The organism is Actinocorallia aurea, from assembly GCF_054783995.1.
Genome location: NZ_BAAGPQ010000027.1, coordinates 1 through 25,691, shown reverse-complemented (window position 1 = coordinate 25,691; position 25,691 = coordinate 1). Strand labels below are relative to the sequence as shown.

The following is a 25,691-nucleotide window of genomic DNA, read 5'->3' as shown; positions in this document are numbered from 1 at the left end:
TTGTCGGGCGGTCTCGGCGAGGCAACCGTTGGTGACCAGACCGTCGGCCGCCGCCGATCACCGGGTGCGCTCCGTGCGGTCGTCGTACTTTTCGCGGGCGGTGATGACTTCTTCGATGTGCAGCACGGACCACTCCGTGAGCGCCTTCAGCGGTTCCCGCAGCGTCTGGCCGAGCGCGGTCAGCTCATACTCCACGTGCGGCGGCACCTCTGGGTAGACGGTCCGGCTGACCAGCCCGTCGCGTTCGAGGGTGCGCAGCGTCTGGGTGAGCATCTTCTCGCTCACGCCCGCCAGAGCCTGCCGGAGCCGGCCGAACCGGGAGGTCCCGTTCCGGCCGAGTTCGCCCAGCACGAGGACCGCCCACTTGCTGCCGATCTGGTCGAGCAGGTCCCGCGACGGGCAGCCGCGCTCGTACGGATCGAATGACGACATGGGCCCGGTCACGTTCTCGACAGCAGCCATGCGGCTCACCTCAATGCTTTCGGTCTGGTAAGTACCGTACTAAGAAGTGGCTACTTCCCGACAGAGAGTGTCCAGGTCATTCTGTGTTCCACCCGCCGCGGACGGACCGCAGCAAGCGTGCGAGGCACGCGTGGAAGGAAGGAATGACCAACATGTCGATCGTCGTCACTGGAGCCACCGGCCATCTGGGCAGGCTCACCATCGAGGCACTGCTGCGGCGTGGGATCCCGGCCGCGGACATCATCGCGACCGGCCGAGACATCGCCAGGATCAAGGACCTGGCCGACCGCGGCATCACGGTACGCCGCGCCGACTTCTCGGACACCGACGGCCTGGCCGAAGCATTCGCGGGGGCAGACAGGCTGCTGCTGATCTCGGCCTCGGTCCCCGTGGGCGAGCGGGTCGCCAACCACCGCCGCGTGATCGACGCGGCGGCGTCCTCAGGCGTGTCGCTGGTGGCGTACACGAGCACGACGCACGCGGACACGGCCACCACCGTCATCGGCTCCACGCACGGCGAGACCGAGGAGTACCTGCGGGCCCGCGGAATCCCCAGCGTGATGCTGCGCAACGGCTGGTACCTGGAGAACTACACCAGCCAACTGCCGCAGATCCTGCAAAATGGCGCCGTCGTCGGCGCCGCAGGCAAGGGGCGGATCAGCGCCGCGTCCCGCGCCGACTACGCCGAGGCCGCTGCAGCCGTCCTCACCACTGAAGGACACATCGGCGCCGTGTACGAGCTCGGCGGCGACGAATCCTTCACCCTCACCGAGCTCGCCGCCGCGATCTCCGCTGCCGCCGGAAAGCGTGTCACCTACGCTGACCTCCCGGTGACCGACTTCGCTCAGGTACTGGCCGCCGCGGGCCTACCCGCTGAGCTGGCAGAGGTCCTCGCTGACGCTGACCGCGGCATGAACCGCGGCGAGATGTACACCGACTCCGGCGACTTGCGCCGCCTGATCGGCCGCCCGCCCGTCACCCTGGCCGAGGCACTCACGGTCGCCCTGCACTACTGAGGTTGAACTCGTGATGTGGCCGAGTTGCTCAGATGGCTCTGGTTGTCAGAATCAAGAGGTCCCGGTAGTCGCGCCAGGAGAAGCTCTTGCGCCCATCGCGACGGCCGTCGTCATGGCGGGGCCGGTAGATGAGCCTGGAGCGGTGACCCGGTCTGTAGCAGGTCAGCGCGGCGATGGAGATCCGTTCGGCCGCCTTGAGCCTAGCTCCTCGCGGAACTGTTGCCGTTCGGCAGTCAGCCCGCCTCCTTGTGGATACCGCATGCCCCGGTGATACCGCAGGGACGACGAGCCATCAGCCCCTACGACACCACGAGTTCAACCTCAGTAGCAGGTCGCCGTAATGATCGTCCAGTGGAGTAAGGCGGAGCTCACCTCTGAGCCAGGAGGGTGTGGCGGGGAGGGCTGATTGACCGGACGGTCAATCGGAGGATTCTCAGGAGTGGACGAGGAAGTCCGAACCCACCCCTGGAGGTTCAGGTATGTCGGTGAAGTTCTCCTACGAGGCCGCGGTGGCCTTCCTGGCCGGGCTGGCCGCGCTGCTCGCGCCGGACCTGTGGTCCGACGGCGCGGGCCGCGAGCCGCTCATGGTGCTCGGCGCGCTGCTGGCGCTGACCGGCCTGTTCGGCCTGCTCGGCAGGGCGGGCCCGAGCGAGTGGACCGCGACGGCGTTCGCGGTGCTGCTCTTCGTCGCGCCGTGGGCGTGGCAGTTCACAGGTGACGACGGTGCCGCCTGGACGGCATGGATCGCCGGCGCCGTCACGGTTATCGTCGGGCTGTACGCCGCGGCGACGGTCAGGGCCGAGGCGGACTGAAGCAAAGCGGTACCCGAACATGTGGTCCCCGGCCGCCGCCGGGGACCACGTCCATGCGACCTGGGGGCGGTCTTGAGCGACTCACGCACGAGGATCCTGGACGCGGCCGAGGAGCTGTTCGCCGAGACCGGCTACGACGGCACCTCCACCGCGCGGATCGCCGAGGTCGCCGCGGTGCCGAAGGGCCTGGTCTTCCACTACTTCCCGCAGAAGATGGACGTGCTCGTCACGCTCGTCGACGAGCGGACCGCCATCGAGGACGCGGCCGACGCGCTGCCCGCCGACCCCTCGGACGCCGACCCTGCCGGGGCGCTGCGCCGCGTCGCGGCCCGGCTTCCGCTGCGCGCCTCGCCCCGCATGCGCCGCATCCTGTTCCGGGAGGCCGACACCCACCGCAGCGTCCGCGACCGGCTCGGCGGCCTCAACCGGGAGCTCGTCAGCCTGGCGCGCCGCGCCCTGGAGGTGGCGCTGCCCGGCTCGCGCGGCGACACCGCCCGGCTGGAGATCGCCGCGGCGACGTTCGCGACCGTGCTGCTCTACCAGGAGAACCTCTACCATCTCACCGGCGACCGCATCGACCCCGACGCCGTCGCCGACCTCCTGTCCCACGCTCTGTCCTGACCCAGACGGCCTGACCCAGACGCCCTGACGCAAACGCCCCGGCCCATGGCGTCCAGTCAGACGACGGCGACGACGTTCGCGCCGAGCAGGGCCAGCAGCACCGACCGCGCCGAGCCGGGATCGGCCGGGTCGCATGACAGGAGCGGCACCGCCTCGTCGAGGTCGAGCGCCGTGCGCAGTGCCGCGCCGGGCAGGCCGGCGACCACGGCGGCGACGACGGCGGCGCCCGCGTCCTCACAGGCGTCGAGGGCAGCGCGGGCGACGCCGGGACGCCGCGCGTCGACCAGCACGACGGCGCCGAGCGCCCCGGCGAGGACGGGCGAGGCGGGCCCGGGCACCGCGCGCGTCGCCGCGCGCACGTCAAGGGCGAGCCCGGGTCCGAGCCGCGTCCCGGCGGCGCGGGCGAACGCGGCGCGGTCGGTGGGGCGGCCGCCGGTGACGGCGATCCGGGCCGTCAGGGCGCGGAGGTCGGCGGGGGCGGGCGGGACGAGCAGGGCGGCGGTCATGTGCGCGACGGTAGGCACGCGGCGTTACGGGGGTGTTGCCCTGCGGTGTGTCCGCCGTTCGGGTGATCTCACACCGCGGAAACCGCAGGGTGAGGCCCAGAGCGCGCGAGGCCGGGGCCCGGCCGGCGTTGTGAGGGCGTCAGGCGAGAAGTTCGACGAATTCGGCGAGCTGGGTGAGGTTGCGGCATTCGTGCATCTCGATGACGTCGCCGTAGGTGCTCGCCGCGGAGTCGCCGGTGTCCCAGTCGCGAGGCTTCTCGGGGTTCAGCCAGTAGGCGTGCCGGGCGGTCTCGGCCATCCGCCGCACGATCGGCAGGGACAGCGGCCCGTAGTTGGAGCGGGCGTCGCCGAGGATGAGCAGCGAGGTCCGGGAGGTGACGGCGTCGGCGTACTTGTCGTCGAAGGTCTTGAAGGCGTGCCCGTAGTTGCTGCGGCCGGTCAGCCACACCAGGTCGGCTTCGCGCGTCATCCGCTGCATGGCCTCCACCACGTCGGTGCCGGGCGCGAAGAATGTGGTGATCTCGTCGGTCGCGTCGATGAAGGCGAACGCGCGGACCTTGGTGAACTGCTCGCGCAGCGCGAAGGTGAGCAGCAGCGTGAAGTGCGCGAACGACTGGCAGGAGTCGCTGGCGTCGCACAGGATGACCAGTTCGGGTTTGTGCGGCCGCTTCGGCTTGAAATGCGTGGTGAGCGGGACGCCGCCGGTGGCCAGCGAGGCCCGGACGGTGCGGCGGAAGTCGAGGCGGCCGCGGTCGCCGAGCCGGTTGCGCTGGGCGAGCCGGGAGGCCAGCCGGCGGGCGAGCGGATGCACCTCGCGGCGCAGTTCGGCGAGGTCGGCGCGGGTCGCCCGGTTGAAGTCGAGCTGCTCCAGCGGCGGCCGGACCGTGGCGCGGCCGGTCCGCTCGACCCCGGTGTCCTCGGCGATGCGGCGGCGCACCTCGGTGCCGACGGCCTGCTCGAACCGCTCGATCCGACCCCGGAACATCCGCCGGGCCGCCGCCTCCTCAAGCCCGCCGCGCTCGGCGAGGACGGCCTGGAGCAGCGAGGCCATGAGGGTGTCGGCGGACATCGCGCGCAGCACCCCGGAGGAGAACCAGCTCTGCCCGTTGAAGCCACGGCCGAACCTGGCGACGGCCATCCGGGCGAACGCGCGCACGGCCTCCTCGTCGCCCGACAGCAGCAGCTCGAACAGCTCGCCGCGCATCGCTTGGACCTCGGGGTCGAGGGCGGGCGGCTTGCCGGAGCGCTGCGCGGGGTCGTGGTCGGTGTTGCCCTCGCCCGCGCCGAGCGCCGCGGGGAACCACAGGTCGAAGAGCAGGTCGAACTGCGGCCGGTGGGTGGGCCGCTTGACGAGGGTCGCGGCGTAGGCCGTGCGCAGCCCTTCGCGTTCGATGAGGTCGATGTGCCCGAGCGCGCGGACCGCGTCGAGCCCTTCGGCGACGGAGACCGGCAGCCCGGCCTCGCGCAGCGCGTGCACGAAGCCGGTGTGCCGGTCGAGGATGCTCATCCCAGTTTCAGTTCGGTGACGGCGCGCCGCTGGTCGGCGACGTGCTTGAGGACGACCCCGAGCGTGTCCTTGACGGCGCGTGCGTCCAGCGTGTCGAGGCCGAGCGCGACGAGGGTGCGCGCCCAGTCGATGGTCTCGGCGATCGACGGGGCCTTCTTGACCTCCAGGCCGCGCAGCGCCCCGATGGTCTTGACGATCTGCTCGGCGAGCCCCTCCTCGATGCCGGGCACCCGCGACAGCACGATGTCGCGTTCGCGCTCCATCGGCGGGTACTCCAGGTGCAGGTAGAGGCAGCGCCGCTTGAGCGCCTCCGACAGTTCGCGGGCCGCGTTCGAGGTGAGGACGACGAACGGGCGCCGCTTGGCGGTGATGGTGCCGAGTTCGGGGATCGTCACCTGGAAGTCCGACAGGACCTCCAGGAGCAGGCCTTCGACCTCGACGTCGGCCTTGTCGGTCTCGTCGATGAGCAGGACCGTCGCCTCCTCCCGCCGGATCGCCGCGAGGAGGGGGCGCTCCAGGAGGAACTCGTCGGTGAAGATGTCGTCGTGGGTCTCGTCCCACGCCTGGTCCCCGGCCGCCTGGATGCGCAGGAGCTGCTTCTTGTAGTTCCACTCGTACAGCGCGCGGGCCTCGTCGAGGCCTTCGTAGCACTGGAGGCGGATCAGCTCGGCGCCGGTGGCGGCGGCGACGGCCTTGGCCAGCTCGGTCTTGCCGACGCCGGCGGGACCCTCGATGAGCAGGGGCTTGCCGAGCGCGTCCGCGAGGAACACGGTCATGGCGATCTCGGGTCCGGGCAGGTAGCCGACGCCCGCGAGGGCTTCGGCCACCTGGGCCGGCGAGTCGAACAGGGTCATCATTCCTCGGGCTTTTCAGACGTGTCGGATCCGCCGGCCTTGGGCTTGTCGACCTTGGTGTAGATCTGCCCGTTGGCCGCGAAGGTGAAGGTCTTGCCGCCGTCCTTCAGCACCAGCTGCCAGTAGGTGGCGCCGGGGTCGGTGCCCTCCCACGACAGGCGGAAGGTGTTCTTTCCGGCGGGGATGACCGTGCCGTTCCACAGGGTCTCGCCCTTGGCGACGAGCATGCCGTCGCCCTTGGCGGTGAAGACGAAGTACTCCTTGACCGGGCCGTCGCCCTGCCAGGTGCCGACGAGCGACTTGACCTGGTTCGGCTGGGGCTTCGGCGCGGGCTTGCCCGTCACGGACGGCTCGACGAGCGGGGTGCCGCTCTTGTCCGACATATCAGGAGCACCGGACTCCGCGGGCGCGGCCGAGGCGCTCGTCGAGGCCTCCGGGGCCCCACCCTTCTCGTCGCTTCCGCCGCCGCAGGCGGAGACGGAGAGGGTCAGCAGCGCGGCGAGGGTGAGGGCGAGGGGTTTCACGGGGTCCTCCGGAGGTGAGCGCGTGGGGGGCATCGGGCATGGAAGGCGATGCAGTGTACCGGGCGGTAGGGGCAGCGGACAGACGGTTCGCCCCTACCACCCGGAATCGCGCTACTTGCCCGGCTCGGGGTCCCGCGGGAGGCCCAGCAGCCGCTCACCGATGATGTTGAGCTGCACCTCGGTGGTGCCGCCGTAGATCGTCATCGCCCGGCTGAACAGCATCGCGCGCGCCACGATGCCGGTGGCCGCCATCGGCTCCTCCAGGGACGCCAGCGCGCCCTGGCTCGCGAAGCAGTAGTCCGCGACGTCCTGGTTGAACTGCACGCCCAGCAGCTTGCGGACCGAGGCCTCGGCGCCCGGGTTCACGCCGGACAGCTGCTTGAGGGTGGTGCGCAGGCCCAGCAGGTCGATCGACTGGCCCTGCGCGATCAGGCGGCCGACCTCGGCCTTGGCGATCGTCCCGAGCTCCTTGCCCTTGAACCAGCCGAGCAGCTCCGGCACGCCCATGCCCATGCCGCCGCCCGTCGACAGCGACACGCGCTCGTTCGACAGGGTGTTGCGGGCGACCTGCCAGCCCTTGTCGACCTCGCCGACGACGCAGTCGTCCGGCACGAAGACCTCGTCGAGGAAGACCTCGTTGAACAGGGCCTCACCGGTCATCTCGCGCAGCGGCCGGACGTCCACGCCCGGGGACTTCATGTTCACCAGGAAGTAGGTGATGCCCTCGTGCTTGGGCGCGTCGGGGTTGGTGCGGGCGATGCAGAAGCCCCACTCGGCCACGTGCGCGACGGAGGTCCAGATCTTCTGGCCGGTCAGCTTGAAGCCGCCCTCGACCTTCTCGGCCTTCATCGACAGCGCGGCGAGGTCGGAGCCCGCGCCCGGCTCGGAGAACAGCTGGCACCAGATGATCTGGCCGCGCAGCGTCGGGCGCAGGAAGCGCTCCTTCTGCTCCTCGGTGCCGTAGGCGACGAGCGACGGCACCAGCCACGCGCCGATCACCAGGTTCGGCGCCTTGACCTTGGCGGCCCGCAACTCCTGCTGGATGAGGATCTGCTCGATCGGGTCGGCGCCCCTGCCCCACGGCTTGGGGAAGTGCGGGACCGTCCAGCCCTCGTCGCCCATCTTGGTGTTGAGCTCGGTCTTGTCGCCGATCTCGGCGAGTTCGGCGACCTCGGCGCGGATCCGCTCGCGGATCGGCGCGGTGTCGTCGTCCAGCTCCAGCTCCACCTCGCGGCGGCCGCCGGCCAGGGCGAGGTCGGCGACCTCGGCGGCGGCGTCGGACGCCGACGGCGACAGGGCCTTGAGGGTGAGCGCGCGGCGCAGGTAGATGTGCGCGTCGTGCTCCCAGGTGAAGCCGATGCCGCCGAGGATCTGGACGGCGTCGCGGGCGATCTGGGCGATCGCGGCGGGCGCGATGGCCGCGGCGACGGAGGCGGCGAAGTGCGCGTCCTCCGCGCCCTCGCCGACGGCGCGGGCGGCGTCCCAGACCGCGGCGCGGGACTGCTCCAGGCTGATGAGCATCCGGGCGGCCTTGTGCTTGACGCCCTGGAACTGGCCGATCTTGCGGCCGAACTGCTCGCGGACCTTCGCGTACTCCGAGGCGGTGGTGACCGCCCACTGGCCGATGCCGGCGGCCTCCGCGCCGAACAGCACCGCGGAGAGGTCGGCGACGGCCTGGTCGGTGACGCCGTCGAGCACCCGCTCGGCGCTCACCCGCACCCCGGCCGCCTCGACCTTGCCCGAGCGGCGGACGAGGTCCAGCGACGGGCGGGCGGTGACCGTCAGGTCGGACGCCGGGACGACGACCCACGCGCCGCCCGCGTTGAGGACGATCAGGTCGGCGAGGGTCGCGCCGAGGACCGGCTCGGCGGAGCCGTCGACGACGATCGTGTCGCCCTCGCGGGTGCCGGTGAAGCCGTCGCCGAGCGCGACGGCGGCGGTGACGGAGCCGTCGGCGAGGCCGGGCAGCAGCGCGTGCGCCTTGGCGTTGGACGACGCGGCGATGACGGAGCTGGCCAGCACCGTCGGCAGGAAGGGGCCGGGGGCGGCGGCGCGGCCGAGCTCCTCGACGACCACGGCGAGCTCCAGCAGGCCGAAGCCCTGGCCGCCCTGCTCCTCGGTCAGGTGCAGGCCGAGCAGGCCCTGTTCGGCGAGGTGCCGCCAGAACGCCGGACGGGTCTCCTCCTCGGCGTCCAGCGCGGCGCGGAGGACGGCCTGCGTCACATGGCGTTCGGCCAGCCCTCGTACGGACTCCGCCAGGTCCTCGTGCTCCTCGGTCAGCCCGATGGCCATTGCACACCTCTCGATAAAGTCAGCCGGGGCTCCACCCAGGGGTGCGGAGCCTCGTTTTCGAGTTCGATTCTAGAACGCGATTCGTCTACCGTCGGCAAGTGACTCTACTCACTCCTCAACCCGGGAGGAACCCCCGGTAGTAGGCGGCGAGCTGGTCCACCGCGTCGTCGTCGGTCGGGAGCTCCGTCGCGCGCTGGGCGGCGGCCGCGCCGAGCCGCACCGCGCGGCCCGGATCGGACAGGATCCCCGTCAGGGCGCCGGCCAGCGCGGCCGGATCGCCGGGCGGGACCAGCACCGCGGCGTCCCCGACCAGGCGCGGCACGCCCCCGGTCGCGGTGGCGACGAGCGGGCGGCCCGCCCGCAGCGCCTCCTGGACGAACAAGGGCTGCCCCTCCCACAGGCTCGGCACCGCTACGATGTCGCAGGCGGCCAGCAGATCCGCCACGTCGCCGCGGCGGCCGAGCAGCCGCACCGGCAGGTCCGCCGAGGCGATCCGGTCGCGCAGCTCCCCGTCGAGCGGCCCGTCTCCGGCGATGAGGAACAGCGGCGCCACCGGCCCCATCCGCTCGACCGCGTCCAGCAGCACCGGAAGGCCCTTCTGCGGGGCCAGCCGCGCCACGGTCAGCACCACCTGGGCGTCGCCCGCGCCCAGCTCCTCCCGGAGCCGCTCGCGCGCCCCCGGGGCGGCCCCGCCGAGTGGCGGCGCGGGCACGATCGCGTGCCCGACCTCGCGCGCGCCCAGGGCCAGCATCCGCTCCTCCAGGTCCGGCGAGACCCCGAGGACCCCGGCCGCGCCGCGCGCCACGATCCGTTCCAGCACCGCGTAGGCGGCTCCGGCGAGCCCCCCTGACGGCGCCTCGTTGTGCAGCGTCACCAGAACCGGCGGCCCGGCCTCCAGCCGCAGCCCCACCGGCCCCTCGGGCGCGAGCCGCCCCCGCGCCAGCACCGCCATGCCGCCCGCCCGGACCCCGTGCGCGTGCACGATGTCCGCCCCGCGCAGCAGGGCGCGCATCCGCCGCACCGCCGCGAGGTCCCCACCGGGCCGCGGCCGGTCGGTGATGTCGATCTCGGCGAACCGCACCCCCGGCCGGGTGAACCCGTAGGTCCGCTCGGTCTCGCCCGGCCCGAGCACCGCGACCCGCGCCCCGCGTTCCGCGAGCCCCTCGGAGACCGCCTTCACATGCCGTCCCAGCCCCCCGGACGCGAGCCCCAGCACCAGCGCGACCCGCATCCCCTGCACATCATCCATGCCCCAACCATGCCGCATCCCGAGCCCGCGACACGCCACCCGGCCCTCCTTCGCGCCGGACCGCCTCACCCGCAGGCCCCAACGGCTGCCGTGCTCCCGTCGCCCGCCGCCCGGCGCGCCCGACGGCGCGGGCTCAGGACTCCGGTCCGGCGGCGAGCGCCCGCCACCAGGACCCCGGCGGCGTGCCCTCAGGGCTCGCCGCGAGCGCTTCGGCGACCGGCTCGCAGCGCCCGGCCGCGGCGCGCAACGCCGGTTCGGCGGCCGCCCAGAAGGACTCGGGCACCTGCGCGGCGGCGGGAAGGGACAGCAGGACCCGCCAGGGGCCGTCGACCTCCTCGGGCGGCAGGCCCGCGGCGCGGGCGAACCCCGCGAGCAGCGGGAGCACCGCCGGCACCGGGGCGACACCGGCGCCGGCGGACCGCAGGACCAGGCGCCACACCTCGGCGTGGGCGGCGGCCGGGTCTTTGCCCTTGAGCCTGCGCGCGTACGCCGTGAGGGCCGTGGGCTTGAGGCCGCCGTGCGGCGCGATCTCCGCGTAGAGCCGGCCGAGCCCCTCGACGTCCGGGACCACCTCCAGGGCCTTCTCCGCCTCCCGGCCGCAGTCGAAGATCTGCCGCACCAGCCGGGCGTTCCCGCTCCGCAGCGCCATCCGCCCGACCTTCTCCCAGAACGCCGGAAGGTGGCCGCGCGGCACACGCCGTGCGTACTCCTTCACGTCCTTGAGGAAGACCGCGGGCTTGAAGTGCTCCGGATGCTGGCGGGCATAGGAGAACTCCTCGTACAGCGCCAGAGGCCCGTTCATCGCCCGGAACGCGTCCCCGGCGCGCCTCGGGTCGTGCACGACCGCCCACAACGGGTAGAGCGGCTCGGCCGCGACGCCGCGGCCGACCGGCGCCCCCACCTCCGGCTCGCCGAACCCGCGGGAGACGAGCCAGGCGTCGAGGGCCGGGGCGAGGTCGTCGTCGACGAGCCGGACCACCGGCTCCCCGCCCCGCAGCGGATGCCGGTAGGACCGCGGCCGCACCGGCACCCCCTCCTCGGCCCCCAGCGGGAGCAGGCCCGCCGCCAGTGCCGCGGCCGGACCCGGCGGCCGCGTCGGCGCGCCGATCGGCGCCCACGGCTCCCGCACCAGCTCGCCCCTGCCCTCGCGCGCATGCCGGAAGTGGTCGTGGACCAGCTCGGCCAGCCGCACGCCCTCGGACCAGGCCACGGCGTCCACCTCCGCGAGCGAAAGGAAGCGCTCGTCGGCGCCGACCCAGACCAGGTGCCCCGACCACGCGCGGTCGTCGTGCTTCCCGGCGCCGATCCAGTGGCGCGCCTGCACAGGTCGTCCCCCGCTCACCAGGTCAACGTACGCGTAGCCGCCCGCCAGCCCGTAGTAGTACTGCCAGGCGTACCGCTGCCGGGTGAACCGGCGGCCCGCGTAGTCCATGACGGCGTCGCCCTCCGGCGCGGGCGGCCTGCGGTGGACGTCCCGGGCCATCTGGTGGAGCTTCTGGCCGATCCCGAGCTTCGCCGCGCTCTCCCGCAGCGCGTCGAGGTCGCCCAGCAGGACGGGGTGGGCGATGACCGCCGCGTCCCATGCGGCGACGATGTCGTCGCCGTCCGGCGTCGTCAGGCGCAGGCCGTCGGGGCCGGCTCCGCGCAGGAAGCCGCGCCCGCCGTCCGGCCCCGTCAGGAACGCGCCGTCGAGCCACTCGCGCCAGGCCCGGTCGGGCCACAGCGCGGTGAGCAGCGCCCGCGGGAGCCGGTGGCCGCAGCACATCCACCCCTCCACCCGCCCCCTGGCGTCGAGCCAGGTCTCCTCCGCCTCGTGCTTGAGGCGCCACACCCGCTGCCCGGCGTCGGTGTAGCGCGCCTCCGACGGCACGAAGCCCATCGGCACGCCGCCGACCTTGCGGCAGTTCGCGCGCCGACCGTCGATACGGATCTCATATCCGTTCCCCGTCGGGATCCACGCCTCGGCCGTCTGCTCGATCATCTCGTCCACCCGCCCATCCTTCCGGCCGGCGTTGACGATTCCGTTGGAAGACGCTTGGGGCCGGCTCGGTCAGCGGCGGGCGAGGGCCCTCAGGTCCCGGCGCGCCCCGACCGCCGCGACGGCCGCGAACACCGCGACGGCCAGGATCCCGGACGCCGCCGCGGCGAGGAGCATCCGCGCAAGGCCGTCCGTCCCCAGCACCTGGGAGAGCGCGAAACCCAGGGTGCCCGCGACGCAGGCCGCGACCACCCCGACCGCCAGCGTCCGGCCCAGCCCGGCGAGCGCCGCCCCGCCACGTGCTCTGGCCAGCATGACGGCCAGGAGAACGCCCGCGACGCTCATGCCGAGCGTGTTCCCGAGCCCGAATCCGGCGACGACCCAGCCCGCGGGCAGCGTGAACGCCAGGACCACGTCGGCGACGAGGACCACCGCCCACCCCGTCACCGTCGCCCAGGCCGAGGCGCGGCCCTTGCCGCAGGCGTAGAGCGCGCGGCCGAGATGCGCGACGAGCCCGTAGCCCAGCAGCCCGGGGGCGAAGCAGAGGAGCGCGCGCACGAACACCTGCCCGCCCGGGTTGAAGTAAGCGCCGAGGGGCACCGCGATCGCGGCGAGGCCCGCCGCGCCCAGACAGGAGGCGAGCACGACCACACGGGTCGTCGAGGCCGCCGTCGCGTCGAACGCCGCCGTGTCGTCCGCCCGCGCCGACAGCGCCTGGAACGCGCTCGTCGCGATCGGCACGGCGAGGATCGCCCACGGCAGCAGGTACACCGCCCAGGCGAAGTTGTACTGGGTGAGCGTGCCCGTGTCGCCCTGGTTCTGGAGCACGAGGATCGCCGCTATCGCCACCTGCTGCGCGACCACCGTCGCCAGGCCCGCGAGCGCGAGCCCGCGCACCCTCGCGCCGACCCCTTCGGGGAAGCGCAGCGCGGGCCGCCACCGCAGCCGCAGCCCCAGCGCGGCGATTCCGGCGACGGCGACGAGCGCGGCCACCCCGAGGGTCGTGCCCCCGGACAGGACGAGTTCGGCGGCGCGCGGCACGCCCGGCAGATCGTCCGGGCTGTGCCCGTCGGCGGCCGGAACGTAGAGGAGGTAGGCGCCGATCACCACGAGGCTCGACACGAGCGGCGCGATCGCCGGGCCGGTGAAGCGCCGGTGCGCCTGGAGCACCCCGTAGAGCACCACCGCGAGCCCGTAGAACACGATCTGGGGCGCGAACACCACGAGCATCCGCGCGCCCATCGCGCGGTAGGCGTCGGGGTCGCACCGGGCGAGGCCGATGGTGAGCACGTCCATGATCGGGCCCGCCGCCACCGCCACCAGCAGCGCCAGCGGCACGAGCGCGAGCAGGACCCAGGTGAGCAGCGCCGAGGCAGTGCGCCGGACGGTCTCGGCGTCGCCGCGTTCGGCCGGGGCCGCCAGCACCGGCACCACCATGCTGGCCAGCGCGCCGCCCGCCACGATCTCGAACATGATGTTCGGGATCTGGTTGGCGGCGAAGTAGACGTCACTCAGGCAGGACTCGGTGTCGACCGCCTTGGCGAACACCGCGGTCCGGCCGAAGCCGGCGATGCGGGCCAGGACCGTCAGGACGGCGATGAGGGCGGCGGCCCCGGCGATCCCGCCGAGCGCGCGCCTCACGGAGCGGACTGCGCCCGCGGCTCCGCTTCGCCGTCGGACCCGGCCCGCGCGGAAGCGGTCTCGGCGTCGGGCGACACGCCCGCCAGGTCCGCGGCGGGGGTGGGGGGCGCGGCCGGGGCCTCGACGGGGCGGCGGCCGAGCATGTCGAGCCGGTTGAGGACGGGGTTCTCGCGGATCACCTTGGTGAAGCTGACGTACTCGCTCGCACCGTTCAGGGCGACGAGGCCGCCGAGGACGGCGAGGCGCGTCGGCAGGCCGAGGCGGGACGCGGCGAGCCCGAGGAGGGCGCCGAAGGAGTTCGCGCCCGCGTCTCCGAGCATCGCCCGCTCGCCGAGGTCCTCGGGCAGCAGCGCGAACGCCGCGCCGAGGGGGGCGGCGACGACGGCCGAGCCGGAGGTGAGCGCGAGCGGCGCGCCCGTGATCATGCCGACCTTGATCGCCCGGCCGGGACGCAGGTCGAACAGGTTCATCAGGTTCGCCGCCGAGGCGATGATCGCGCCGTTCAGCACGGTGTCGAGGGTGCGCCGCAGGGGCGTGGCGGCGGGCGATCCGGCCAGCGCCGCGGCGGCCAGGCCGCTCGCGCCGATCCCGAGGATCTTCACCGCGCCCGTGGTGACCTCGCCGCGCGCCAGCGCCGTCAGATGGCCCTTGAAGCCCCGGGAGGAGGCCGAGCCGGCCAGGTCGTCGTACGCGCCGAACGCGCCCGATCCCGCGCCCGCCACCAGCGCCGCGGCCCGCAGCCGTCCGGGGGTGCCGGGCAGCACCAGCGCGGCGGCGGCGCTGCCGAGCGCGAACGCCGGGCCCTCCAGCAGGGTCACCGGCTCGCCCCGGTGGTTGGTGCGGCCCCATACCTGCGCGCCTTCGCGCCCGCCCAGGTTGGGCGGCCTGCGCGTCAGCGCCACGTAGGCGGTGCGGGCGGCGGCCGCGCCGAGCACGGCGCCCATCAGAAGTCGTCTCACGGCCTGGCTCCGGTCTTGGCGGGAACGGGCGGAAGCGGGTCGGGCAGGTAGCCGCCGACCCCGGAACCCGTACCGTACTCGCCGGACTCCCCGTTCATCTCGACGTTCAGCGCGAGCACGCTGACGATCTGCCCGAACGTGGTGTCGGCGGTGTCGACCGACGACACGCGCTCACCGGTCTCGGAGGAGCGCAGCACCGACAGCAGCCCGCCCGATCCTGCCGAGGCGGTGTTGCCCGCGGCGACCGCGCCCTGCCCGGCCGAGTCCAGCGCGCCCGCCAGCGCGACGAGCGCGTTGTCGTCGGCCTCGGCGCCGTCACCCGTGTAGGGGGTGCCCGGCGCGACCAGCAGCGCGAGTTCGGCGCGGGCCTCGGGCTTGCCGCTGGTGGTGAGCAGCCCCGCCTCCTTGAAGGCGGCCAGCACCGCGCCGGAGGCGACGTCCTCGTGCCCGGCCTTCTCCGGGTCCTTGGTCACCAGCACGTGCGCCAGGAGCGCGGCGGCCTTGCCGTAGGCGTCGGCGTTCTCGCCGTAGGTCAGGCCGGACGGCTTGAGCTGCTCGGCGAGCTGGTCGATCACCTCGGCCTGGCCGTCGGCGAGGTAGGGGTCGGCGAGCGACACCCAGCCCGAGACGGTGCCGCCCGCGGATTTCACCGCGGCGTCCAGGCCGGTGCGGGTCTGCTCGGCCGCGCCCGGCGCCAGCACGAACACCACCGAGGTGTCCTTCAGCCGGTCGGCCAGGATCGTCGGGCCGGTCACCTGGGCGAACTGGTCCTGGCCCTGGAGCTGGTCCTCCTGGGCGGTGACCTGGTCGCGCAGTTCCTCGTTCGTCTTCTGGATGTAGTCGAGGCTCTTGTCCGCGACCTTCTGCGAGACGTCTTGGACGGCGCTCGTCGAGCCGAGGAGCAGCCCCGTCGCCAGAGCCAGGAAGACGGCGACGATCGAGACGAGGTGGTAACGGAAATCGATCAAGAGAAGAGTCCGGTCAGCCAGAAGAGGAAGGAGTGCCACCGCTCGACGAGGCTCGACAGCACGAGCGAGCCCACGGGGGACACGACGAGGGCGACGGTCATCGTGACGAGGGCGGCCGCCACCAGGACGAGCAGCGCGGAAGAGGAGATCCGGCTGCGGTACAGCAGGCTCACGCCCTTGGCGTCGACCAGCTTGCTGCCCACCCGCAGCCGGGTGAGGAACGTGCTGGACATGCCGGCGCGGCCCTTGTCGAAGAACTCGACCATGTTCATGTGGGTGCCGACGGCGACGATGAGCTGCGCGCCCTTGTCGTCGGCGAGCAGCATCGCGCAGTCCTCGCTGGTGGCCGCGGCGGGGAACGTGACGGCGTCGGTGACGCCCAGCTCCTGCACCCGCTTGAGGCCCGGCGCGCGGCCGTCCCGGTAGGCGTGCACGACGATCTCGGCGCCGCTGGTGAGCGCCTCGTCCGACACCGAGTCCATGTCCCCGACGATCATGTCGGGCTTGTACCCGGCCTTCAGCAGCGCGTCCGCGCCGCCGTCGACGCCGATGAGGACGGGCTTGTACTCGCGGATGTAGGGCCGCAGCGTGGCGATGTCCTCGCGGTAGTGGTAGCCGCGCACCACGATCAGGGCGTGCCTGCCCTCGAACGACGTGGCGACGTCCGGGACGCCGACCCCGTCGATGAGGAGGTCCTGCTCCTTCTTGACGTACTCCATCGTGTTGGCGACGAAGGACTCGAGCTGGACCGACAGGTTGCCCTTGGCCTCCTCGACGGCCTCGGTGACGCTCTCGGCGGTGTGCCGGATGCCCTTGGTGAGCAGCTCCCCGTCGAGGAGGATCCGCCCGCCGTCGATCTGGAGGGTCTCGCCCTCGTGGATCTTGTCGAAGATGTCGGGGCCGACGTCGTCGACGAGCGCGATCCCGGCCTCGACCAGGATCTCCGGGCCGAGGTTGGGGTAGCGCCCGGAGATGCTCGGCGCCACGTTCACCACCGCGGCGGCGCCCGCCGACACCAGCGACTCGGCGGCGACCCGGTCGAGGTCGACGTGGTCGATCACCGCGATCTCGCCGGGCTGGAGCCGCTTGGCGAGGTCCTTGGTGCGCTTGTCGACCCGCACGAGGCCGACTATCCCGTCGGCCTCGGAGGCGCCGCGGCGGCGCAGCCGAAGCAGGCGCGCGGGCGCCAGCCAACGGCGCGCACGCGTATCCGATCCGTCCCCCGGTCCGCTGCTCATCGCCTTCTCATCCTGCCAGAGCCCGTGCGCGCCCGAGTCGGGCGCGCGGGTGCTCAGGCGTGTCCGTCCTTGTCCCGTGCGGCGATCGCCAGCAGCTCTTCGGCGTGGGCCCGCCCCAGCTCGCTGTCGGCCATTCCGGCCAGCATCCGGGACAGCTCCCGGATCCTGGACTCGGTGTCCAAGGCTGTCACACCGCTGCTGATCACCGTACCGTCATCGGACTTTTCCACCATAAGGTGCTGGTCGGCGAAGGCCGCGACCTGCGGAAGGTGCGTGACCACGATCACCTGCGACGTCCGGGCGAGCTTGGCCAGCCGGCGGCCGATCTCCACTGCGGCCTTGCCGCCCACGCCCGCGTCGACCTCGTCGAACACGAACGTCGGCACCGGGTCGGAGCCCGCGAAGACCACCTCGATCGCGAGCATCACCCGCGACAGCTCACCGCCCGACGCGCCCCGGTTCAGCGGCAGCGGAGGCGCCCCCGGGTGCGAGGCGAGGCGCAGCTCGACCTCGTCCTGCCCGTGCGGGGCGAAGGACGCGGCCCGGCTGAGCGCCGCCACCACGCACGCGTGCGGCATCGCCAGGGCCGTCAGCTCCTCGGTGACCGCGGCGCCGAACCGCTCGGCCGCCTCGGTGCGCACCTCGGTGACGGCGTCGGCCAGCTCCTGGAGGCTCGCGGCGAGCTCGGCCTCCTCGGCCGTCAGCTCGGTGATCCGCTCGTCGTCGCCCTCCAGTTCGATGAGGCGCGCCGCGGCCTCGGCCGACCAGGCGATCGCCTCGTCCACGCTGCCGCCGTACTTGCGGGCCACCATCGACAGGTCCGCGCGGCGCTCCTGCACCGCCGCCAGCCGCGCCGGATCGGCCTCGACGGACTCGGTGTAGGCGGCGAGCTCGCCTCCGATGTCGGAGACCAGGTACCCGGCTTCGGCCAGCCTGTCGGCGAGCGCCCCCAGCGCCGGGTCGTGGTCGCGGACGCCTTCCAGCGCCGAGCGCGCGGTGCCCAGCAGGCTCGCGACGTCGGCGAGGGAGTCCATCCGGGACATGTCCCCGAGCAGGGCGTCGTGGGCGGTGCTGGAGGCGTGGCGCAGGGCGTCGGCGTTGGCCAGCCGCTCGTCCTCCGCGGCCAGCTCCACGTCCTCGCCCTCGCGCGGGGCTATCTTCTCGATCTCCTCCAGGCCGAACCTGAGGCGGTCGGCCTCGTCCGCGCGCTGGCGGGCCTGGGTCGTCAGCTCCTCCAGCAAGGCGCTCACCTTGCGGTGACGCTGGTAGGCCTCGGAATACGCGCTCAGCGGGCCGACCAGGGCCTCGCCGGCGTACCTGTCGAGCGCCGCGCGCTGGCGGCCCGGCTGGAGCAGCCGCTGCTGGTCGGACTGGCCGTGCACCGCCACCAGGTCGTCGGCGAGGGTGAGCAGGGTGCTCACCGGCACCGAACGCCCGCCCAGATGGGCGCGCGAGCGGCCCTCCGCCGACACCGACCGGCTGACGATCAGGGTGTCGTCGTCGAGTTCGCCGCCGGCCTCCTCGACCCGCGTCACCGCCCGGCCCTTCGGGTCGAGCGTGATCCGGCCCTCGACCGTCGCCCGCTCCGCGCCGGGCCGCACCCGCTGGGGGTCGGCCCTGCCGCCGAACAGGAGATTCAGGCTGGTGACGACCATCGTCTTGCCGGCGCCGGTCTCGCCGGTGACGACGTTGAAGCCCGCCGACAGCTCAAGCACGGCCTCGTCGATGACACCGAGGCCCGAGATCCGGACCTCTTCGACCCTCGGCCTCAACTCCGGGCTTGGTCTCAATTCCGGACACCTCATCCGCTCATGCCGCATCCGTCCGGGGACAGATTATCGCTCCTGTGTGCGAACGCGCCCCCGCCAGCCGGCCACCGGAAGGCCGAACTTCGTGACGAGCCGGTCGGTGAACGGCGTCAGGTGCAGCCGCGCCAGGCGAACCGGGACGTCACTGCGCCGCACCTCGACGCGGGAGCCCGGCGGCAGATCGACGGTTCGGCGCCCGTCGCACCACAGGACCGCGCCCTCGTTCTCGTGCGTCACCTCCACCGCCACCGTGGACGTCGGGGAGACCACCAGTGGCCGGGCGAAGAGGGCGTGCGCGCTGATCGGCACCACCAGCATCGCCTCCACCTCCGGCCACACCACCGGGCCGCCCGCGGAGAACGCGTAGGCCGTGGAGCCCGTGGGCGTGGCGCAGACCACCCCGTCGGCCCCCCAGTGCGACAGCGGACGGCCGTCGATCCCGACCACGAGCTGGAGCAGCTTCTCGCGCGCCAGCTTCTCCACCGACGCCTCGTTCAGCGCCCACGTCTTGTGCTCGGTCCCGCCGAAGCGGACGGTGACGTCGATCGCCATCCGCTCCTCGACCTCGTACTCCCGGCTGACGGCCCGGCTCGCCACCACCGCGAGATCCGCCCGTTCGGCCTCGGCGAGGAACCCGACGTGCCCGAGGTTCACGCCCAGCACCGGCGTGCCCGTCTGCCTGGTCAGCTCCGCGGCGCGCAGCAGCGTGCCGTCGCCGCCGAGCACGATCACCAGCTCCGCGCCCGCGGTCGCGGCGGGCTCGGCCGGGAACACCTCGACGCCCGAGCAGCCGATGTCCTTGGCCTCGCCCTCCAGAACGCGCACGTTGATCCCGGCGTCGTCCAGCCGGCGGATGAGCAGCTGCGCGCTGGTCACCGCGCCGGGCCGGCCGGTGTGCGCCATGATGAGCACCGAGCGCGTCATGCGGGCCCCTCCGCGACGGCCCGGGCGAGGTCCTCCTCGACGAGCGGGGGCGCCCCCGCCTTCAGCCACAGGAAGTACTCGACATTGCCCGCGGGCCCCGGCAGCGGACTCGCCACGACGCCCAGGACGCCGAGGCCAAGGGTCTCGGCGTAGGCGGCGACCTCGCGGACCGCGGCCTTGCGCACCTCCGGATCGCGCACCACACCGCCCTGGCCCACCCGGGCCTTGCCCACCTCGAACTGCGGCTTCACCATCATCACGTAGTCGGCGTCGGGCGTGACGCACGCCTGGATCGGCGCGAGCACCTTCGTCAGGGAGATGAACGACAGGTCTCCGACGACGAGGCTCGGCGGCTCCCCCACGTGCTCGGGCTCCATCTCGCGGATGTTCAGCCGCTCCACGACCGTCACCCGCTCGTCCGTGCGCAGCGACCAGGCGATCTGCCCGTAGCCGACGTCGACGGCGACCACATGGGCGGCGCCCGCGCGCAGCAGCACGTCGGTGAAGCCGCCCGTGGACGCCCCCGCGTCGAGCGCCCTGCGGCCCGCGACGTCCAGCGCGGGCAGGCCCTCAAGGGCGCCCGCGAGCTTGTGGCCGCCGCGCGAGACGTACTCCGGGCCTTCCGCGCTCTCCTCGACCACGAGCGCCGCCGAAGGCTCCACCTGGGTGGAAGGCTTGGTCGCGAGCTGGCCGCCGACCTTGACCCGCCCCTCGGTGATCATCTGGCCCGCGTGCTCGCGCGACCTGGCGAGCTTGCGCCGCACCAGCTCCGCGTCGAGCCTGCGGCGGACGACCGGGCTCACCGCGCCTCCCGCGTCTCCTCGGGGGCCCCCAGGATCTCCTGGAGGCCCGCGTGCACCCGCTCGAACACCGCGACGTGCCCGCCGACGGGCGTCCCGTCGAGGCCGTCGAGTCCGGCCAGCACCGCGGCCACGGCGGCCTCGCCGCCGCGCTCCCCCTGGCCCCTCCAGGGGGCCGTGCCCTGCTGCATCTCCCCGCCCATCCCAGCGCCCATCCACTCAAGTCGGCAGGTCGGGCCGTGTGCGACCCGATCGTCTTCCGGCGTGCCGCGGTTCGCGCGGACCACATGAGGAACGCTACCGTCCTGTGACGACACAGACGTCGACGGAAGCGGGGAATCGTCAGTCATGGCCACGGAGCAGGAATGCGTGGACGCGCTGGACGTGCTGGCCCGGAAGCTCGGCGAGGTCGACCCCGCCAAGTGGGCCGAGCACGCGGTGAACCGCTCGGTGAGCTGCCATGTCAGCGACCTGGGCCTCTCGTACGCCACCCGCATCACCCCGACCGGGCTCGCGCCCTTCGAGCCGACCGGGGACCCGCGCGCGGCCCAGGTCAAGCTCACGATGAAGTCCGCCGACCTTCTCGACCTCGCGGCCGACAAGGTCAGCCCCGCCAAGGCGTGGGCCACCGGCCGCCTCAAGATCGAGGCCAGCGTCCTCGACCTCATCCGGCTGCGCAAGATCCTCTGACTCCGAGATCCTCTGACCCTTCGGGCCGCTCAGCCCAGGCCCAGCACGCCGAGCCCGCCGCGCACCGCTTCGGGCGCGGCGGGCTCCGGCGTCCGCCAGGCCGCCGCCGCGAGCGCGCGCAGGCCGTGCCACGGATCTCCCTCCCCCGACAGCGTGACGGCCTCTCCGTCCCAGCTCGCCGTCCAGCCCTCGCACGCGTAACGGCCGCCCTCCTCGACGACCTCAGGGTGGTCGACGAGAAGACCGGTGAGATCCGGCGCCAGGTACGTCGCCCGGTGGCGGGGCTCGGCCGTGAGCGCCATGAGCGGATCGGTGACTCCGGTGAAGACGAGCAGGCTGTCGGCGCCGCCGTTGAAGGCGCCCTCTATGTCGGTGTCCAGTCGGTCGCCCACGACGAGGGGCCTTCGCGCGCCCGTACGCAGGATGCTCTCGCGGTGCAGGGAGATCTCCGGCTTCCCCGTGACGATCGGCGCGACGCCCGTCGCGTTCTCGATCACCTTCACCAGGGAGCCGTTCCCCGGACGGTTCGGGCCGTGCGGCGCGGAGATCGTCAGGTCGCCGTTCGAGGCGACGAACAGGGCCCCGTCCAGGACGGCCTGGGCGCCCTGGGCGATCAGGCCGTACGACAGGTCAGGGGTGAAGCCCTGCACGACGGCCTCGGGTTTCTCCGCATAGGTGGAGACCGGCCTCAGACCCCGCGCATAGAGGGCGTGACGCAGCGCCGTACCGCCGACCACCAGGACCTTCGCCCCCGGAGACAGTCTCTCCGACAGAAGACGCGCCGCCGCCTGCGAGGACGTCACCACGTCCTCCTCCCGGGTGGGGATTCCGAGGCTCGTCAGCAGGTCCGCCACCGCGCTCGGGGTACGCGATGCGTTGTTCGTCACATAAGCCAGCCGGATCCCTTGCGCCCGCGCCTTCGCCAGGGACTCCGCGGCGTTCTCGATCGGGTGGTGGCCTCGGTAGACGACGCCGTCAAGGTCGAGCAGCGCGACGTCGTAGGAGTCGGTCAGCATTCGGGGGTCATCTCCGGGAGTCGAGGGTCGCGCGGACGTGCCGCAGCGCCGAGGCGTAGTCCTTGTTCTCCGGCCGCATCGCCACGGCCAGGGCCAGATGCTCGGCGGCCGCCTGGAACATGCCCATCCGGCTCAGCGACAGGCCGAGTCCGAAAAGGGCGAAGTCCTCGGCGGGATTCTCCGCGACGATCGAGCGGAAGCTCTCGGCGGCCTCCGCGTAGTGCCTGGCGCCGAACAGGGCGCGGCCGAGGGCCTCGCGGATGCTCGGCGAGTGGGGTTCGGCCGCCGCCGCCCTGGAGAGCAGCTGGACGGCCGCGGCGGGGCTGCCCGAGGCCAGCAGCTTCAGACCCCTCGAATACAGGTCGTAGACGTCCTCCCCGGATTCCCCGTACGTCTGGTGGGAATCCCCGGGCTCTCCTGAACCTTGAACCAACGTGTGCACCTCCGATACGCGTCTCTCCGTACCATGCCCCAGCATGGACGGATTCGACCTTCGCAGGGGCCTCGTCCTGGCCCCGATCCACGGTGTGCGTTACGCCCCGCCCAAGGACGGGAGCCTCGCGGCCGTCACCTGTCCACCGTACGACCTCATCGACGAGGACGAACTGTCCGGCCTGCGGGCCGCCGACTCGCGCAACATCGTCCGGATCACCCTTCCCGACGGGGACTACGCGGGCGCCGCGGAGTTGCTCAGGGAGTGGCTCTCGACGGGAGTCCTGGCGGCCGACCCGTCACCCGCCCTGTACGTCTACGAACGCCGTAGCGACGGCGGGCTGCAACGCGGGCTCATAGGGGCGGTCGGCCTGCGCGACGAGTCCGAGGGCGTGATCCTGCCGCACGAGGACGTCTATCCGGGCCCCGTCCAGGACAGGCTCGCGCTCATGGAGGCCACCGGGGCCCATCTGGAGCCGATCCTGCTCACCTACGAGGGCGGCGGGCCCGCCAGCGAGGTCGTCGACGAGACCGCGGAGACCACCGCGCCCGTCCTGGACAGCGTCTCCCCCTCGGGCACCCGGTACCGGCTCTGGCGGCTGGAGGACACCGCGCGGGTCGCCGCGGACCTGCGCGAGCGCCGCGCGCTCATCGCCGACGGCCACCACAGGTACGCCGCCTACCGGGCCTACCAGGCCCGCCGCGAGGGCCCCGGCCCGTGGGACTTCGGGCTGGCGCTGCTGGTCGACTCGCTACGCTACCCGCCGCGGCTCGGCGCGATCCACCGGGTGCTGCCGGGCCTCGATCCGCTGGAGGCCGCCGAGTCCGCCCGTGCGGCCTTCACCGTCACCGAGGCGGGCACCGGCCTGCCCGGGGCGCTCGCGGCTCTGGAGGAGGCCGCTGACGGCCTCCTGCTGGCGGGCGCGGACCGGTTCTGGCTGCTGACGGACCCCGACCCGGCCCTGCTGGCCGAGGCGCTCCCCTCGGCCCGCTCAGCGCGCTGGAAGGCCCTGAACACGGCGGTCCTCGACGGCCTGCTCATCCGCGGACTCTGGAAGATCGACCCCGACGAGCACACGGTCCAGGTCGTCCACGACGACGCCGCCCACGCCATCGACAGGGCCGCGCGGACGGGCGGGACCGCGGTGGTCCTCAAGCCGCTGACCGTCCCGGTGGTGATGGCGCTGGCCGCCGGCGGCGAGCGGGTGCCGCGCAAGTCGACCTCGTTCGGACCTAAGCCGCGCACGGGGCTGGTGATGCGGCTGCTGGCCGATCCGCCTGCGGTGAAGCGGCCGGCGGGCTGAGAATCGGGTTATCCACAGACTGCGGCCTTTACAAAGTAGATCACGAGCCGGGCGGGTTATTTTGAGGCCATGGCCAACCTGATCACTCCACTCGGGAACGACGTCTACGAGATCGACACCCAGATGGCCGGGCACACCGGGATCACCGCCGGCTACCTGATCCTCGGCGACCGGCCCTGCCTCATCGAGCCGGGGACGTCCGGATCCGCCCCCGTCGTCCGCGACGCCCTCGACGCGCTCGGCGTCGCCGCGGCCGACCTCGCCTCCGTCGTCGTCACCCACATCCACCTCGACCATGCGGGCGGCGTCGGCGACATCGCCGAGATGTACCCGCGGGCCGAGGTCGTCGTGCACGAGAAGGGCGCCCGCCACCTCGCCTCGCCCGAACGCCTCGTCCGCAGTGCCCGCATGGTCTTCGGCGAGGCCTTCGACCGGCTCTTCGGCGGCCTCAAGCCCACCGAGGCGTCCCGGATCCGGACCGTCGACGAGACCGGCGTCGTCGACCTCGGCGGAGGCCGCCGCCTGGAGAGCCACTACTCACCGGGCCACGCCAAACACCACGTCGGCCTGCTCGACTCCCTCACCGGCGACCTCTACGTCGGCGACGCCGCCGGCATCTACATCCCCGAGACCGCCGAGATCAGGCCCGCCACCCCACCACCGGACTTCGACCTCGACACGGCGCTCTCCTCCCTCGACCGCTTCCGCGCCCTCCAGCCGACCCGCCTCCTGTTCGCGCACTACGGGCCCGTGGAAGACGTCCCCCTCACCCTCGACAGGTCAGAGGAGGAACTCCGGCTGTGGGTCGAGACCGTGCGGCGGGCCAAGGACGCCGACCTCGACCTCGACCACGCCGTCGCCATGGTCGTCGAACGCACCGCGGGCCGCTACAAGGCGCTCGACGACCCTGCCCTGCGCGAGAAGCACGCCGTCCTCAACGACGTCCGCTCCAACGTCGCCGGGATCATGCACTCGCTCAGCTCCTGAACGGGCCCGTCACCTCGAACGTGACACCGCCCGTCCCCAGGATGACCCCTGTCGTGCCGCGCTGGGAGGAGAAGTACAGGCGCGACCCGTCCGGGGAGAACGCCGGACCGGTGATCTCCGAGGAGTCATGTCCCACGAGCTGGAGGAAGGGGGTGACGACGCCCTCCCGGGTGATCACGTTGATCTGCAGGTCGCCGCCGTCCTCGGCGACGTACAGGTCGCCGCCCGCCGACCCGGTGATGTTGTCGACACCGGTGAGGGGCGCGGGGCCCGTCGTCACGAGGCCGTCGTCATAGGCGATGTCCAGGACGGACGTCCCGGTGTCGTACGCCCACACCCGGTTGTCGCCCTTGGTCGTGAAGTAGCAGACCCCGTCGGCGTAGTGGCAGCCTTCGCCGCCGTTGAAGCGCAGCGCGCCCGGCACCTGCTCGCGCGTCGGCGTGAGCCACACCTGCGGGTTCGGCACCTTCTGCCACGTGACGGCCCCGGGCCCGGTGCCGACCAGCACCTCCAGCACGCCCTTGGACAGATCCCCCCAGACCGTCGGAAGGAACCGGTAGAAGCAGCCGTCGCTCTGGTCCTCCGTCAGGTAGACGGCCTTCCGATCCGGATCGGCCGCCGCCGCCTCATGCTTGAACCTGCCCATCGCCGGCCGCGACCTGGCGGCCTTCACCCCGGTCGGATCGGTCTCGTAGACGAGCCCGTAGTCGTACTCCTCACACGACAGCCACGTCCCCCACGGCGTCGCACCGCCCGCACAGTTCACCTGCGTCAGGTTGAGGATCCGATGCGCCCCCGTGATCGACCCGTCCGCCGCGAACCTGACCGCCGACGCCCCGCCCACCAGCGGCACCTCGGAGTTGCTCACATAGATCCACCCGTCCCCGTCGGGAAAGCACGCCCCTCCGTCCGGCGCCGGATGCCACACATACCCCGTCCCCGCCACCCCCTGCATCGACCGGGCCACCACCCGGCTGCTGAACCCCGCCGGCAACCGCACCCCGTTCCCGTCCACCACCCCGAGCCCCCCATAAGGCCCACCCCCCGGCTGCGCGGGCGCCGCCCCCGCCACCCCCTGCCACAGCCCCCCACTGAACGCCAGG

Annotated in this window: 25 protein-coding genes; 6 read left to right on the top strand and 19 right to left on the bottom strand. The window is 73.0% G+C overall.

The window, feature by feature from the left end; translation table 11 throughout:
* Nucleotides 1-57: 57 nt before the first annotated feature.
* Nucleotides 58-462, bottom strand: coding sequence for a winged helix-turn-helix transcriptional regulator (locus ACYVOM_RS29565; RefSeq protein ID WP_460306819.1), 405 nt, complete (start codon nt 460-462; stop codon nt 58-60).
* A 152-nt stretch (nt 463-614) separates the two neighbouring features.
* On the opposite strand from ACYVOM_RS29565, the gene ACYVOM_RS29560 reads away from it, so the two are divergent.
* The 3 genes from ACYVOM_RS29560 (at nt 615) to ACYVOM_RS29550 (ending at nt 2,911) form a co-directional block, all read left to right on the top strand.
* Nucleotides 615-1,478: an SDR family oxidoreductase gene (locus tag ACYVOM_RS29560; RefSeq protein WP_460306818.1), complete on the top strand. Its 864-nt coding sequence runs from the start codon at nt 615-617 to the stop codon at nt 1,476-1,478.
* Nucleotides 1,479-1,957: 479 nt separating this feature from the next.
* On the top strand, nt 1,958-2,290 hold the full coding sequence (locus ACYVOM_RS29555) for an SPW repeat protein (RefSeq protein WP_460306817.1): 333 nt from the start codon (nt 1,958-1,960) through the stop codon (nt 2,288-2,290).
* Between the two features lie 72 nt (nt 2,291-2,362).
* Nucleotides 2,363-2,911, top strand: a complete 549-nt coding sequence (locus ACYVOM_RS29550; protein ID WP_460306816.1) for a TetR/AcrR family transcriptional regulator — start codon at nt 2,363-2,365, stop codon at nt 2,909-2,911.
* Nucleotides 2,912-2,967: 56 nt separating this feature from the next.
* Here the strand turns inward: ACYVOM_RS29550 and ACYVOM_RS29545 are convergent, their stop codons facing one another.
* The 15 genes from ACYVOM_RS29545 to ACYVOM_RS29475 all read right to left on the bottom strand — a co-directional run bounded on the left by ACYVOM_RS29545 (nt 2,968) and on the right by ACYVOM_RS29475 (nt 20,374).
* Nucleotides 2,968-3,417: a hypothetical protein gene (locus ACYVOM_RS29545; protein WP_460306815.1), complete on the bottom strand. Its 450-nt coding sequence runs from the start codon at nt 3,415-3,417 to the stop codon at nt 2,968-2,970.
* A gap of 139 nt (nt 3,418-3,556) precedes the next feature.
* Complete coding sequence (locus ACYVOM_RS29540) at nt 3,557-4,924, bottom strand: vWA domain-containing protein (RefSeq protein ID WP_460306814.1); 1,368 nt, start codon at nt 4,922-4,924, stop codon at nt 3,557-3,559.
* The gene (locus tag ACYVOM_RS29535; protein ID WP_460306813.1) at nt 4,921-5,781 is read right to left on the bottom strand and encodes an AAA family ATPase; all 861 of its coding nucleotides are present in this window, start codon (nt 5,779-5,781) and stop codon (nt 4,921-4,923) included. The genes ACYVOM_RS29540 and ACYVOM_RS29535 overlap by 4 nt, the downstream gene beginning before the upstream one ends.
* Nucleotides 5,778-6,302, bottom strand: coding sequence for a hypothetical protein (locus ACYVOM_RS29530; RefSeq protein WP_460306812.1), 525 nt, complete (start codon nt 6,300-6,302; stop codon nt 5,778-5,780). The genes ACYVOM_RS29535 and ACYVOM_RS29530 overlap by 4 nt, the downstream gene beginning before the upstream one ends.
* A gap of 111 nt (nt 6,303-6,413) precedes the next feature.
* Nucleotides 6,414-8,594 (bottom strand): acyl-CoA dehydrogenase, encoded by a 2,181-nt coding sequence (locus ACYVOM_RS29525; RefSeq protein WP_460306811.1) that lies wholly within the window; start codon nt 8,592-8,594, stop codon nt 6,414-6,416.
* 115 nt (nt 8,595-8,709) lie between these two features.
* Complete coding sequence (locus ACYVOM_RS29520; RefSeq protein ID WP_460306810.1) at nt 8,710-9,843, bottom strand: glycosyltransferase; 1,134 nt, start codon at nt 9,841-9,843, stop codon at nt 8,710-8,712.
* Nucleotides 9,844-9,976: 133 nt separating this feature from the next.
* Complete coding sequence (locus tag ACYVOM_RS29515) at nt 9,977-11,824, bottom strand: DUF4132 domain-containing protein (protein ID WP_460307097.1); 1,848 nt, start codon at nt 11,822-11,824, stop codon at nt 9,977-9,979.
* A 69-nt stretch (nt 11,825-11,893) separates the two neighbouring features.
* Entirely contained in the window at nt 11,894-13,462 is a 1,569-nt protein-coding gene (gene murJ / locus ACYVOM_RS29510; RefSeq protein WP_460306809.1) for a murein biosynthesis integral membrane protein MurJ, read from the bottom strand.
* Nucleotides 13,459-14,406, bottom strand: a complete 948-nt coding sequence (locus ACYVOM_RS29505) for a hypothetical protein (protein WP_460307096.1) — start codon at nt 14,404-14,406, stop codon at nt 13,459-13,461. The genes murJ and ACYVOM_RS29505 overlap by 4 nt, the downstream gene beginning before the upstream one ends.
* A gap of 11 nt (nt 14,407-14,417) precedes the next feature.
* On the bottom strand, nt 14,418-15,389 hold the full coding sequence (locus ACYVOM_RS29500; protein WP_460306808.1) for a copper transporter: 972 nt from the start codon (nt 15,387-15,389) through the stop codon (nt 14,418-14,420).
* Nucleotides 15,386-16,627, bottom strand: a complete 1,242-nt coding sequence (gene steA, locus ACYVOM_RS29495; RefSeq protein ID WP_460306807.1) for a putative cytokinetic ring protein SteA — start codon at nt 16,625-16,627, stop codon at nt 15,386-15,388. Before steA ends, ACYVOM_RS29500 begins: the two co-directional genes overlap by 4 nt.
* A 53-nt stretch (nt 16,628-16,680) precedes the next feature.
* Nucleotides 16,681-18,399 carry a DNA repair protein RecN gene (gene recN / locus ACYVOM_RS29490; RefSeq protein WP_460306806.1) on the bottom strand — a complete coding sequence of 573 codons (1,719 nt, stop codon included), beginning with the start codon at nt 18,397-18,399 and terminating at the stop codon, nt 16,681-16,683.
* A gap of 63 nt (nt 18,400-18,462) precedes the next feature.
* Entirely contained in the window at nt 18,463-19,359 is an 897-nt protein-coding gene (locus ACYVOM_RS29485; RefSeq protein WP_460306805.1) for an NAD kinase, read from the bottom strand.
* Nucleotides 19,356-20,162, bottom strand: coding sequence for a TlyA family RNA methyltransferase (locus ACYVOM_RS29480; RefSeq protein ID WP_460306804.1), 807 nt, complete (start codon nt 20,160-20,162; stop codon nt 19,356-19,358). Before ACYVOM_RS29480 ends, ACYVOM_RS29485 begins: the two co-directional genes overlap by 4 nt.
* On the bottom strand, nt 20,159-20,374 hold the full coding sequence (locus ACYVOM_RS29475) for a hypothetical protein (RefSeq protein ID WP_460306803.1): 216 nt from the start codon (nt 20,372-20,374) through the stop codon (nt 20,159-20,161). Before ACYVOM_RS29475 ends, ACYVOM_RS29480 begins: the two co-directional genes overlap by 4 nt.
* A 133-nt stretch (nt 20,375-20,507) precedes the next feature.
* On the opposite strand from ACYVOM_RS29475, the gene ACYVOM_RS29470 reads away from it, so the two are divergent.
* Nucleotides 20,508-20,849 carry an SCP2 sterol-binding domain-containing protein gene (locus tag ACYVOM_RS29470; protein WP_460306802.1) on the top strand — a complete coding sequence of 114 codons (342 nt, stop codon included), beginning with the start codon at nt 20,508-20,510 and terminating at the stop codon, nt 20,847-20,849.
* 29 nt (nt 20,850-20,878) lie between these two features.
* Here the strand turns inward: ACYVOM_RS29470 and ACYVOM_RS29465 are convergent, their stop codons facing one another.
* Together ACYVOM_RS29465 and ACYVOM_RS29460 are read right to left on the bottom strand one after the other, a co-directional pair.
* Entirely contained in the window at nt 20,879-21,865 is a 987-nt protein-coding gene (locus ACYVOM_RS29465; protein ID WP_460306801.1) for an HAD-IIA family hydrolase, read from the bottom strand.
* 7 nt (nt 21,866-21,872) lie between these two features.
* Entirely contained in the window at nt 21,873-22,298 is a 426-nt protein-coding gene (locus ACYVOM_RS29460; RefSeq protein WP_460306800.1) for a tetratricopeptide repeat protein, read from the bottom strand.
* A 43-nt stretch (nt 22,299-22,341) separates the two neighbouring features.
* Between ACYVOM_RS29460 and ACYVOM_RS29455 the strand changes: the two genes are divergently transcribed.
* Nucleotides 22,342-23,601 (top strand): DUF1015 family protein, encoded by a 1,260-nt coding sequence (locus ACYVOM_RS29455; protein ID WP_460306799.1) that lies wholly within the window; start codon nt 22,342-22,344, stop codon nt 23,599-23,601.
* 69 nt (nt 23,602-23,670) lie between these two features.
* Nucleotides 23,671-24,588, top strand: a complete 918-nt coding sequence (locus ACYVOM_RS29450) for an MBL fold metallo-hydrolase (RefSeq protein WP_460306798.1) — start codon at nt 23,671-23,673, stop codon at nt 24,586-24,588.
* On the opposite strand, the gene ACYVOM_RS29445 is transcribed toward ACYVOM_RS29450, so the two are convergent.
* Nucleotides 24,578-25,690: an alkaline phosphatase PhoX gene (locus ACYVOM_RS29445; protein ID WP_460306797.1), complete on the bottom strand. Its 1,113-nt coding sequence runs from the start codon at nt 25,688-25,690 to the stop codon at nt 24,578-24,580. The genes ACYVOM_RS29450 and ACYVOM_RS29445 overlap by 11 nt on opposite strands.
* Between the last annotated feature and the right edge of the window lies 1 nt (nt 25,691).